The sequence below is a fragment of the Blastomonas sp. genome (genome assembly GCF_041747255.1).
Taxonomy (GTDB): Bacteria; Pseudomonadota; Alphaproteobacteria; order Sphingomonadales; family Sphingomonadaceae; genus Blastomonas.
The window spans coordinates 1-10,490 of sequence record NZ_JBGTFM010000254.1; the positions used below are offsets into that span (position 1 = coordinate 1).

Below are 10,490 nucleotides of genomic sequence, written 5' to 3' on the forward strand. Positions count from 1 at the left end.
GACCGCGCGATCGCCGCTGCGGTGCTGCCCGCGCTTGCCGACGCAATGCCCGATTGCGAATTGCGCGGCGATGCCGAGGCACGCGCCATCGAGCCGCGCCTGACGTCCGCCAGCGACGATGACTGGGGCACCGAATATCTCGATGCCATCGCCTCGGTGAAGCTTGTCGACGGGCTCGATGACGCCATTGCCTTCGTTACCGAACATTCGTCCGGCCACACCGATGCGATCCTGACCCGCGATGCCGAGGCGGCGCTCGCGTTCATGCTCGCCATCGACAGCGCGGTGGTGATGCACAATGCCTCCACCCAGTTTTCCGATGGCGGCGAATTCGGCATGGGGGCCGAAATCGGCATTGCTACCGGCAAGATGCACGCGCGCGGACCGGTTGGCCTTGAGCAGCTCACCAGCTACAAATATCTCGTCCACGGCGCGGGCCAGACGCGGCCGTAACGCCTAGACTGCTCTGCACCTGTCCCTCGCCACAATCGAAAGGTCGTCATGAATTCGGAAACCGCTATTTCGCTGGGCGGCTATTTTGTGCTGATGCTGGGGATCGGCCTGTACGCCTGGCGCAAATCGACCAGCAATGTCTCCGAATTCATGCTGGGCGGCCGTCAGCTCCCACCGGCGGTGGCGGCGCTTTCGGCCGGGGCGTCGGATATGAGCGGCTGGATGCTGATGGGCTTGCCCGGCGCGGTCTATCTTGCGGGGTCCAGCGCGGTGTGGATCGCGGTGGGGCTTACCATCGGCGCATGGGCCAACTACCGCCTCGTCGCGCCGCGCTTGCGCAGCTATACCGAAATTGCCGACGACGCGCTCACCATCCCCGATTATCTTGAGAAGCGCTTTGCCGACAACAGCCGCGCGCTGCGGGTGATCGCCTCGCTGGTGATTGTCATCTTCTTCACGCTCTATACCTCGGCGGGGCTGGTCGCGGGCGGCAAGCTGTTCGAAGCCTCGTTCGGCTATGACTATCGCTTCGGGCTGATGCTGACCGCATCGGTGGTGGTGCTCTACACGCTGTTCGGCGGCTTTCTGGCGGTCAGCCTGACCGATTTCGTGCAAGGCTGCATCATGTTCATCGCGCTCGTGCTGGTGCCAATCGTGACCATCTCCTATCTCGGCGGCTGGTCCGAGACGCAAGCCGAGGTGACCGCGCTCAACCCGGACTATTTCAACTGGTTCGCAGGCGTCAGCACGATTGGCATCATATCCAGCCTTGCCTGGGGTCTGGGCTATTTCGGCCAGCCGCACATCATCGTCCGGTTCATGGCGGTGCGTTCGGTGGCAGACATGCCCATGATGCGGCGCATCGGCATGTCGTGGATGATCGTAACCGTCATCGGCTCGGTGCTGTGCGGCATCGCCGGGCTGGCCTATGTCACGCGCACCGGGACCGCGCTGACCGACCCCGAGACGATCTTTATCGTTCTGTCGCAGACGTTGTTTCATCCCTATATCACCGGCTTCCTGCTCGCTGCGATCCTGGCGGCAATCATGAGCACGATCTCGTCGCAACTGCTCGTCTCGTCGAGCTCACTGACCGAGGATTTCTACAAGACATTCTTGCGGTCTGCGGCAAGCCAGCGCGAACTGGTGATGGTCGGCCGCGCCGCGACGCTGAGCGTGGCGGTGGTCGCGGCGTTCCTCGCAATGGACCGCTCGAGCAACATCCTGTCGCTGGTGAGCAATGCCTGGGCTGGCTTTGGCGCCGCCTTCGGCCCGGTCATCCTGCTCAGCCTACACTGGCGGCGGATGACGCGGCAAGGCGCGCTGGCGGGCATCGTCGGCGGCGCGCTCACCGTGCTGATCTGGCTTTACGCACCGTTCACGATCAACGGCCAGGCACCGACCGAGGTGATCTATGAGATCATCCCCGGATTCATCGTCTGCACCATCGCTGCGGTGGCGGTCAGCCACTTTGGCAAGCCCGCCCCCGCCGCGCTCGACAGGCACTTCGACGCCATGGCCGCGGCGCAGTCAGTCAGGAATGCAGGCTAACAGACGGGACATGAGGATGGGACAATCGACACGTTATGGTCTGGTTGGCATTGGCGGCCTGGCGTTGCTTACTGCGGTGCACTGGCTGCGCGATCAAGCGCTCGCGCCCGAACCGGTGCAAGACTATTTGCTCGGGGTCCTGCCCAATTTTGCGGCTGCCATTGCAATCACATTCGTGCTGCTGGGCATCTGGAGCGACGCAAAGCGCGAAGCTGGCTATGCGAAGACGAGACGCTCGTTTTTTATCTGCGCAGGCATCAGCGGCCTGGGCCTGATCGCGTGGGAGTTTTTTCAAACGACCAGTGATCGGCTGGTTTTCGATCTGCACGACATCGGTGCTACGCTCGTCGGCCTTGGTGTTTCTGCTCTTCTCTTTTTTGCAACCACCCGGCGTGAGCACGCGCCGCAGGTATAAGCTGAGCAATCTAACTTTGCGCTGCGTTGACGGGAGTCACCCCCGCATCATCCCTCAGAATGTCAACCACGTCTCAAAATTGCCGCGCGGGTCGCGGTCCTGATCGAGCGGCACGCCGATCTCGAAGCCAAAACCGAACCTCCGGGTCACTTGTGCACGAAATCCCCCGCCCGCAGTGGCCAGTTCGTGATTGGGGCCGCCGCGCAGGTTGGTGAGCCTGGCCGCATCGCCATAGCCATAAACCTGCAGGTCCTTGAGGAGACCCGCAATGCCGGGCACATCGACGCGCAGTTCGACCGATCCGGCGAGTGCATTGTCGCCCGCCTCTTCGCGGAAGAAATAGCCGCGCCCGAAGTTTGGCCCGCCAAAGCCGAATTCATCGCCCGCAAGCAGCGGTCGTGACGCAAACTGCGCCCGCAGATCAGTGCGCACGCTGAGCGGCCCGGTGATCGGGGAGATCACAGATCCGCTGAACTCGAGCAGCGTAAACCGGGAACTGCCATCAATGCGTGACGCGAGCGGGTCACCCTGCCGGGTCGATCCGAACCAGCCTGTGCCGTGCGTCATGTCGATGCGGCCAAACGCGCGCATCGCATCGACCCGGATGGTGCCATCGAGCCGCGCGGTCAGCGCCGATACCCTGTCGGAGCGCGAGCGCGTGCCATCGCTCGATTGCTCGGTATTGCGATAGGACATGCCGATTGCAGCGCCGAGCGACAGGTTGGGGGTGAGCAGCACCGGATTTTCGATCCAGGCCCTCACCCGCTCGCCTTGCCCGTCGAGCTCACGGCCCGTGTTCGCACCGACGGCATCGATCCTGGCGACGCTGCTCGACACGCCGATGCGCGTGCCCTCAGCATCGACCGGAACCGTATAGCCCAGCGACCCGAACACATATTCCTGCGGATTGGCCGGGGTGGTGATGGCAAAGCCCGTTACCTCGTCGCCATCGGTGATGACGCCGCGCTGGCGGATGCGCCCGCGCAATTTGACCGGGCCAATCGTGTCGCTGCCCCAGGTGTCGGCGGCGATCCGTGCTGAGGTTGCCGTCTCGCGCAGGCGGACAACGAGAATGTTCAGGCTGCCTTCCTGCTTCATCGCCGCCCTTACCACGCGGACACCGGGGACGGCCTCGGCCAGCAGGATGGCGCGCTGCAAATCGGCCCCGCGCACGGGCTTGCCGATGGCCAGCGGCGCGAACATGCGATCAACGAGGCTGTTTTGTGCGCCTTCGATGCGGACGGCATCAATGCGGCCCTCATCGATCCGCACCATCAGCACACCTGCCGATACGCTCTGCCGCTCGATGATCGCCTGCCCCAGCGGATAGCCCAGGCTGTGCAGCCGCGCGACGATGGCCTCGACAAGCGCGCGCTGGCCATTGACATCGAGGCTGCTCCCCAGGAACGGCGCGATTGCGGGCATGAAATCGGATTGCGAGAGCGCGTCCAGTCCGATCAGGCGCACCGCGCCAACCTGAACGCTCGCGGCTGTAGGGTCGACCGGCGATATCTCCAGCTCGTATGGCAATACCGGTGGTGGCAAAGGCTGCCGCACATCCTCCTGCGGCGTCGTTTCCGCTTCGGCAATCAGCGGATCGAGACGGTCTTCACCATCCTGCCCCAGCGCCGGACATGAGCTTGCAACAGCAAGGGCAACGGCAATGCCGATGGCAGCAGGACGGTTGGTCATGCCCGCGGGACTAGGTGAAGATGCTGAAAATCCCGTTAAAATGCAGGTATTTAATCATTCCGTAAGGGCATGGTGATTTAACCGCATGCTGAGGCTCGCTTGTTTGCGTCGGGCCTGGAACATGTGTGGGACGCACAATGACCAAATGGATTGCGATAAAAGCCGCAGCGGCACTGATGTTATCGGGCACCAGCCAGATGGCGATGGCGGCCAACGAGCGCTGGCGAATCAGCGAATCGAGCGGCCAGGTCATGGTGTTGCGCGGCGGCAGGCAAACGGTCGCATCGCGCGACAGCAGCCTGCAGCCGGGCGATGTCGTGCAGACCGGCGTCAGCGGACGCGCCGTCATGGCGCGCAACCGCGAGTTTGTCGTGGTCGCGCCGAACTCGCGGCTGAAAGTCCCGGCCGAGGACCAGACGGGGTTCACCCGCTGGTATCAGGAGGTTGGCAACGCGATCTTCAAGGTTCGCAAGCGCCCGACCCAGCATTATTCGGTCGAGACGCCGTATCTGGCTGCGGTGGTCAAGGGCACAACCTTCAGCGTTACTGTCGATGGATCAGGATCCAGCGTGCAGGTGGTCGAAGGCCTGGTCGAGGTCTCGACCCTGGGCGGCGAAGCGCGCGAAATGCTGGAGCCGGGCGATATCATCTCGGTCGGCGGTGATGAGCCCGGTCAGTTCCGTACCGATGATCCGGTCCCGGCGAATGCTACGGTAGCCACCGGTGGCGCGCAGATTGTCGAAGCAGTGACAGCGGATATCGGTCCACTCGCCGAGCGCACTGGCGGGCTGGTCACCGGCGATATGGCGACGTTTGCGCTTGTCGCAATCGCCGACATCGAAGAAGACGATCAACCCGAAGCGCCGCAATTGCCCGATCCTGTGGCCGTCGCTCCGCCCGAAGAGCCCGAGCCCGAGCCAGATCCAGAGCCTGCGCCTGCGCCTGCGCCAGAGCCTGAACCCGAGCCTGCTCCTGAACCAGAGCCAGCGCCCGAGCCTGCTCCTGAACCAGAGCCTGCGCCTGAACCCGAGCCTGCTCCTGAACCAGAGCCTGCGCCTGAACCGGAGCCTGAACCTGAACCGGAGCCTGAACCTGAACCGGAGCCAGAGCCAGAGCCCGAGCCCGAGCCCGAGCCCGAGCCTGAAGACCCGGGTGACGACGACGACGACGACGACGATGACGATGACGACGATGACGACGATGACGACGATGACGACGATGACGACGATGACGATGACGATGACGATGATGGCAAAGATGGCAAAGACGATAAAGACGATTGATCCGTCGCTGGCGATTGCGGGCTGACCCTTGGCGGCTGCGGTCGCCTCTGGTGGGTCGTTGACCCGCGCCGAGCGGTGGACGATCCTGGGGATCGCCGCTGCCATCGGCGTGTTGGCGATCTTCACGAACCTTGGCCTGTTCGAGCATGGCCTGCGTGGGGTACGCGACAGCGTGCGTCATCAGCAGGCGAGCGGCGAACTGCATATCGTCGAGATCGACGCCAAAAGCCTGCGCATGGTCGATAGCTGGCCCTGGCCACGGAGCGAACACGCCCGGCTCGTCGACGCGCTCACCAAAGCTGGCGCCAGAACCGTGGCGTTCGATGTCGATTTCTCAAGCAACTCGTCGCCAGCTGAGGACAAGGCACTGGCAGATGCACTGGCGTGTGCAGGTGGCGGGGTCATTCTGCCAACCTTCCGGCAGATCGGCAACACGCAGGATCGCGATTTAATCGAATCGTTGCCGATCGAGTCCTTTCGCGCGCACAGCTTTCTTGGTGCGGTCAGCATCCTGCCCGACAAGGACGGCTATGTCCGCAGTGCTCCGCTGGGCATCATCACGAAAAATACGCCGCGACCGTCGCTTTCCGCCTTGCTCGCCGGACATGCTGGCAGCGCTTTCGTCGATTTTCCGATCGACTTCTCGATCGATCCCGCCTCGATCCCCCGCCACAGCTTTGTCGATGTCAGCCGGGGCAATGGCGCGCGCGCGCTCGCGGGCAAGGATGTGCTGGTCGGCGCGACGTCGGTTGAACTGGGTGATCGCTACGCCGTCCCCCGCTATGGCGTGATCCCGGGCGTGGTCATCCAGGCGCTCGCGACCGAGACATTGCGCCAAGGATTGCCGTCGCGCATTCCAGGCATATTGATGCTGGCCCTGGGCCTGCTGGCCGCATGGTGGGTTACAGGTTCGATGCGCATGCGCCAGATCGGCCTGCGCTTTGCCATCGCCGCAACAGGTGGCCTGGTCGCAATCACCTTGCTTGAGGAATTTGCCGCGATGACCGGCGCGCTGGTCCCTGCCATGCTGGCAATCGTTGCCGCTGCGGTCCCTCGCGCCATGCTGATCTCGCTGGACAAGCGACGTGCGGCGGCCCGTATCGATCTCGACAGCGGTTTGCCCAATCGCAAGGGGTTGTGCAATCAGGCGCCGGAACGCGAAATTGTCGCCGGGGTGATTGACCGTTATGATGAGATCGCTGCCACTTTGGGGTCGGCGAGGATGGGAGCGTTCGTCGCGCGACTGTCAGAACGCGTGGCACCGGCGGTCGATGCCGACATCTACCGCATCGAGGAGCGCGTGATCGCATGGGTTGCGCACGATGAGATGAGCGACGACGTTATCGATCGGCTGCGAACTTTGTTGCTGCATCCTGTCGAGATTGATGGACGCAGGATCGACGTTCGCGTCGCCTTAGGGGTTTGCCGCACCGATGACGAGGGCAGTGTATCCCACGCAATCGATGCTGCGGCCGCTGCCGCAAGCAAGGCGCTCGAACTTGGGCTGTTCTGGAACAGCGCCAACCAGTCGGTGCTCGGCGAGGCCTATGATACGCTGTCGCTGATGGGCGAACTCGACGACGCTATCGATAACGGCGAGCTTGAGGTGCATTATCAGCCCAAATTGGCGCTCGCCAGCAACCGGGTCGAGAGCGCCGAAGCGCTGGTGAGATGGGTCCACCCGGTTTACGGGCGGATCGGGCCTGATGTTTTTATCCCGCTTGCCGAGCGCCACGACCGTATCGACCGTATGACGCTGATGGTCACGCGCGCCGCGCTCGAAACGATTGCCCGGATCGATGGCATTTCGGTCGCGGTCAATCTGTCGGCCAAGCTGCTGTTTGACGTGCGCTTCAATCGCGCGCTTGATGAGCTGCTGGAAGGCCACCCCCGTTCGGTGACATCGCTGATTTTTGAGGTCACCGAGTCGGCCGCGATGTCAGACATGGCCGCGGCGCGCACCGCGCTTGAGGCCCACCGTGCCCGCGGAATCACGATTTCAATGGATGACTATGGCACTGGCCAGTCGACGCTCAGTTACCTCAGGGAATTGCCGATCGCCGAGCTGAAGATCGACCGCATGTTCGTCCAGAATGTGCACATCAACGATGAAGACGCGGTGCTGGTGCGGTCAACCATCGAGCTTGCGCACAGGCTGGGCATTCGCGTTGTGGCAGAGGGCGTTGAAGATCAAGGTTGCATCGATTTCCTGCGCGAAGCCGGTTGCGATTACGTCCAGGGCTGGCTGGTTGGCAAGCCTATGCCACAAAGCGACTTTATTGCCATATGCCAACATAATGCGACGCTCGCAGCATAGGTAAATCGATAGAATGAATGGCTGGAGCTAAGGCGCCTCGCTGAGACGGTCGCTTTTGCTGAAGGCGGCGACGCGAAGCCTGCAGGACTTTCTATGATGCAAGCCGACGTGCGTGGCGCGGCTTGAAACTCGCTTTGAGTTTTGACCAGATCGATTTTTGTTGTTCGACCGGCAATGCCTGTCCGGTAACATGCAGCAAATAACGGGCGAGCAACAGCGCCTGGTTGCGCGTCATGACGATATTGTGCTCCTCAATCACCGCATTGTCCAAAGCGATGCGCGAGCGCGTGCATTCGATCTTCAGTCCGATGCCGCTCGCCATGTCAAAATGCGTCCAGCCGACCAGAGCGCGGGCTTGGCTTTGCGAACTTTTCTGTTCAGTGCCAGAAGGTTGCAGTTCATCATGCATCCGTTATCTCCCTGGTGGGAGTAGGTTACATTTCTGAGAATCTGTCAAGCGGCTTCATGAGCCGATCAAACACGTGTCAATCAGACGCGCTTTGGCCGCAGCACGACCCTTCGCATGACGCATCATCGATTTCGTCAATCTGGGCAAGCAAATCGGCAAATTCTCCCGGCAGAGGTCGCGCAGCGATATCACTGTACATTGCGCGCAGTCCTGATCCGATATGCGCCTGCCGCACAGACATGCGTCTAAAGTCCACGACCCGGAGGCTTTCGGGTGGCTGATCAGGGTAGGAGTGGTTGCGCGACATTATTGGTGTGTCCGATTTACTTGCCCCCTCGCCGTAAGGGTGCTGCCCAGTGTCCATCACGGGCGTTTAAGCCGCCAGTGCGTCCGCACCGGGGCTCAGCTTGTCGAGTTGTCCCAAAATGTCGCTCATTGCGCGGTCTGCAGGCCGGCGCTTGGCCTTGTCAGCCGCCGAAACTCCGCCTTCCATAATGCCCAGCAATGCGGTGCGCGCACGCGAAACCCGGCTTTTCATCGTGCCCACCGCACATTCGCAAATTTCCGCTGCCTCTTCATAGGAAAAGCCACCCGCGCCCACCAGAATGATTGCCTCGCGCTGGTCAGCGCCAAGCTTGAGCAATGCACAACGAAGGTCTTCGAGGTGAATTGGCGCCTGTTGGTCGGCATTGGCGGTCAGCGTGCGCTCGGCAACGCCTTCATCATATGGCGCAGAAAACTTGTTGCGTCGCATCTGCGAGATAAAGCAGTTGCGCAGGATCACGAACGTCCAGGCTCGCATCGACGTATCGGGGCGAAAACGCGCACGCGCCGCCCAAGCCTTGAGCATCGTATCTTGGACAAGATCGTCGGCAACATCGCGCTTGCCGCAAAGGCTGTAGCCAAATGCACGCAAATGCGGGATCACCTCGGCAAGCCGCAGCTTGAAGGTGTGATCATCAAGCGGCACAATGGGTTGGACCACCACATCGGCTTCAATGTCCGATTTTGTGCTGGCCATTGCCTGCTTACCGTCTATTTTTTGGATGATTGCCATCATTACGCCTCTCGATCGCCCTCAAGATACACAGCGCTTCCACCCCGCTTTACGTGGAAAAAGCGCAGGTTTGTGTGAAAAATCTTGAATCCCTACCACATTAACCCCGCGCAGGAGACAATGTTCCAATAATAAAATCAGGAACACTACTGCAACTGATGCGTTTCAGGCCTTGGTTCATGTTCAAACACGACCTTCTTAATCTAGGTTATATTCATAAGGAACGGCAAAAATGGTATCACATTCACGCTTGCGTATCGCAATAGTTGCTGGCTTGCTGGTCTCTGTGCTCTCGGCCTGCAACACGGTTTCCGGCGTTGGCCGCGATGTTGAATCGGTTGGCAAGACCTTGGACAAAGCTGCGAATTGACAGTCTCTGACCGGGACCAAAATTTCAAGAGGCACGAAGCGATTCGTGCCTCTTGTCATGTAGTGGCCATGCCGACGTCAGGCCCTGCCGCGCACCAGGTGCATCACAAGACTGACGACCAGGAACAGCAGGAACAGGAAGAACAGGATCTGGGCAATCCCGGCCATGCTTCCGGCAATACCGCCAAAGCCCATCACCCCGGCAATCACCGCGATCACTAAAAATATCAGCGCATAACGTAACATGGTTCATCTCCGTAATAGATGAACAGGTTACGCTGCACGGGGTCAATCCGTTCCCGATCGCGATACGACTGGAACCTTATCCGCGCATTGCCCGCTGCATCGGCTCGGATGTTACCGGATACCCAATGCCATCGGGCACGCACAGATGCGGCTGGCCATCGCGTTCTTCAATGAACGGCATCACCATGCAGCAAGGGAAGTCTGCGGTGTGCGCCACGGCGGCGTCAAAGCTGCCAAATTGCGCCAATCGTTCAAGATTGCGGCGGGTGGGAAAGATCAGCTTGACCCGGTCATCATCCGCCATCGCCACCACCTCTGCGGCGCTTGCCCAGAACAAATGGCGGTTTTCGGTATTGTCGACCTCGACCAGATGATCATGGCCCTCGCTGTGCGCGAGATAAAAGCGCGTATCGAACACCCGGCGCTCGTTGAACGGCGGCCGCCAGCGGGTGAACGGGGTGAGCGAGGCCAGATCAAACTGCCAGCCTGCATCGGCACACAGCGTCGAGAAGACCGCGCCTGCCAGCATCGCCGCGCGCGCATCGGCCAGCGCCTCGCGTGCCGGATGCTCGACAAAGCCGACGCCAAGCCCTGTTTCCTCAATGGTTTCGCGCACCGCCGCAACACGCGCCGCCGCACACGCAGGGTCCAGCCCATGGTCGAGCGTCCGGGCAATGACATGATCATCAGGGTCCACC

Annotated in this window: 11 protein-coding genes and 1 pseudogene; 6 read left to right on the plus strand and 6 right to left on the minus strand. The window is 61.4% G+C overall.

Annotated elements, in window-relative coordinates; all coding sequences use genetic code 11:
* From proA to ACEW8G_RS08820, 3 genes and pseudogenes are all read left to right on the plus strand, one after another.
* Positions 1-453 (plus strand): annotated as a pseudogene (gene proA, locus ACEW8G_RS08810) (gamma-glutamyl-phosphate reductase); the annotation flags it as partial.
* Between the two features lie 48 nt (positions 454-501).
* Positions 502-2,004, plus strand: a complete 1,503-nt coding sequence (gene putP / locus ACEW8G_RS08815; protein WP_373488056.1) for a sodium/proline symporter PutP — start codon at positions 502-504, stop codon at positions 2,002-2,004.
* Between the two features lie 16 nt (positions 2,005-2,020).
* Complete coding sequence (locus tag ACEW8G_RS08820) at positions 2,021-2,419, plus strand: hypothetical protein (RefSeq protein ID WP_373488057.1); 399 nt, start codon at positions 2,021-2,023, stop codon at positions 2,417-2,419.
* Positions 2,420-2,473: 54 nt separating this feature from the next.
* On the opposite strand, the gene ACEW8G_RS08825 is transcribed toward ACEW8G_RS08820, so the two are convergent.
* Positions 2,474-4,111, minus strand: a complete 1,638-nt coding sequence (locus ACEW8G_RS08825; protein WP_373488058.1) for a ShlB/FhaC/HecB family hemolysin secretion/activation protein — start codon at positions 4,109-4,111, stop codon at positions 2,474-2,476.
* A 137-nt stretch (positions 4,112-4,248) separates the two neighbouring features.
* On the opposite strand from ACEW8G_RS08825, the gene ACEW8G_RS08830 reads away from it, so the two are divergent.
* Positions 4,249-5,394, plus strand: coding sequence for a FecR domain-containing protein (locus ACEW8G_RS08830; protein WP_373488059.1), 1,146 nt, complete (start codon positions 4,249-4,251; stop codon positions 5,392-5,394).
* Positions 5,395-5,422: 28 nt separating this feature from the next.
* Entirely contained in the window at positions 5,423-7,711 is a 2,289-nt protein-coding gene (locus tag ACEW8G_RS08835; protein WP_373488060.1) for an EAL domain-containing protein, read from the plus strand.
* A 91-nt stretch (positions 7,712-7,802) separates the two neighbouring features.
* Here ACEW8G_RS08835 and ACEW8G_RS08840 read toward each other — a convergent pair whose 3' ends face one another.
* The 3 genes from ACEW8G_RS08840 to ACEW8G_RS08850 form a co-directional block, all read right to left on the minus strand.
* Positions 7,803-8,120 (minus strand): hypothetical protein, encoded by a 318-nt coding sequence (locus ACEW8G_RS08840; RefSeq protein WP_373488061.1) that lies wholly within the window; start codon positions 8,118-8,120, stop codon positions 7,803-7,805.
* A gap of 76 nt (positions 8,121-8,196) precedes the next feature.
* Positions 8,197-8,484 carry a NepR family anti-sigma factor gene (locus ACEW8G_RS08845; RefSeq protein WP_373488062.1) on the minus strand — a complete coding sequence of 96 codons (288 nt, stop codon included), beginning with the start codon at positions 8,482-8,484 and terminating at the stop codon, positions 8,197-8,199.
* A gap of 9 nt (positions 8,485-8,493) precedes the next feature.
* Positions 8,494-9,141, minus strand: a complete 648-nt coding sequence (locus ACEW8G_RS08850) for a sigma-70 family RNA polymerase sigma factor (protein WP_373488063.1) — start codon at positions 9,139-9,141, stop codon at positions 8,494-8,496.
* Positions 9,142-9,409: 268 nt separating this feature from the next.
* Here ACEW8G_RS08850 and ACEW8G_RS08855 point away from each other — a divergent pair, with 268 nt between their 5' ends.
* Positions 9,410-9,547 carry an entericidin A/B family lipoprotein gene (locus ACEW8G_RS08855; protein ID WP_373488064.1) on the plus strand — a complete coding sequence of 46 codons (138 nt, stop codon included), beginning with the start codon at positions 9,410-9,412 and terminating at the stop codon, positions 9,545-9,547.
* A gap of 77 nt (positions 9,548-9,624) precedes the next feature.
* Here the strand turns inward: ACEW8G_RS08855 and ACEW8G_RS08860 are convergent, their stop codons facing one another.
* Both ACEW8G_RS08860 and ACEW8G_RS08865 read right to left on the minus strand, forming a co-directional pair.
* Entirely contained in the window at positions 9,625-9,792 is a 168-nt protein-coding gene (locus tag ACEW8G_RS08860; RefSeq protein WP_373488065.1) for a DUF1328 domain-containing protein, read from the minus strand.
* 76 nt (positions 9,793-9,868) lie between these two features.
* Positions 9,869-10,490, minus strand: a 622-nt coding sequence (locus ACEW8G_RS08865) for an NUDIX hydrolase (RefSeq protein WP_373488066.1), incomplete at its 5' end; no start/stop codon positions are given.

What these genes read in the sequence shown, in the direction of transcription:
- putP (WP_373488056.1), top strand. Translation starts at nt 502, where the DNA reads ATGAATTCGGAAACCGCTATTTCGCTGGGCGGCTATTTTGTGCTGATG.
- ACEW8G_RS08820 (WP_373488057.1), top strand. Translation starts at nt 2,021, where the DNA reads ATGGGACAATCGACACGTTATGGTCTGGTTGGCATTGGCGGCCTGGCG.
- ACEW8G_RS08825 (WP_373488058.1), bottom strand. Translation starts at nt 4,111, where the DNA reads ATGACCAACCGTCCTGCTGCCATCGGCATTGCCGTTGCCCTTGCTGTT.
- ACEW8G_RS08830 (WP_373488059.1), top strand. Translation starts at nt 4,249, where the DNA reads ATGACCAAATGGATTGCGATAAAAGCCGCAGCGGCACTGATGTTATCG.
- ACEW8G_RS08840 (WP_373488061.1), bottom strand. Translation starts at nt 8,120, where the DNA reads ATGCATGATGAACTGCAACCTTCTGGCACTGAACAGAAAAGTTCGCAA.
- ACEW8G_RS08845 (WP_373488062.1), bottom strand. Translation starts at nt 8,484, where the DNA reads ATGGACACTGGGCAGCACCCTTACGGCGAGGGGGCAAGTAAATCGGAC.
- ACEW8G_RS08850 (WP_373488063.1), bottom strand. Translation starts at nt 9,141, where the DNA reads ATGGCCAGCACAAAATCGGACATTGAAGCCGATGTGGTGGTCCAACCC.
- ACEW8G_RS08855 (WP_373488064.1), top strand. Translation starts at nt 9,410, where the DNA reads ATGGTATCACATTCACGCTTGCGTATCGCAATAGTTGCTGGCTTGCTG.
- ACEW8G_RS08860 (WP_373488065.1), bottom strand. Translation starts at nt 9,792, where the DNA reads ATGTTACGTTATGCGCTGATATTTTTAGTGATCGCGGTGATTGCCGGG.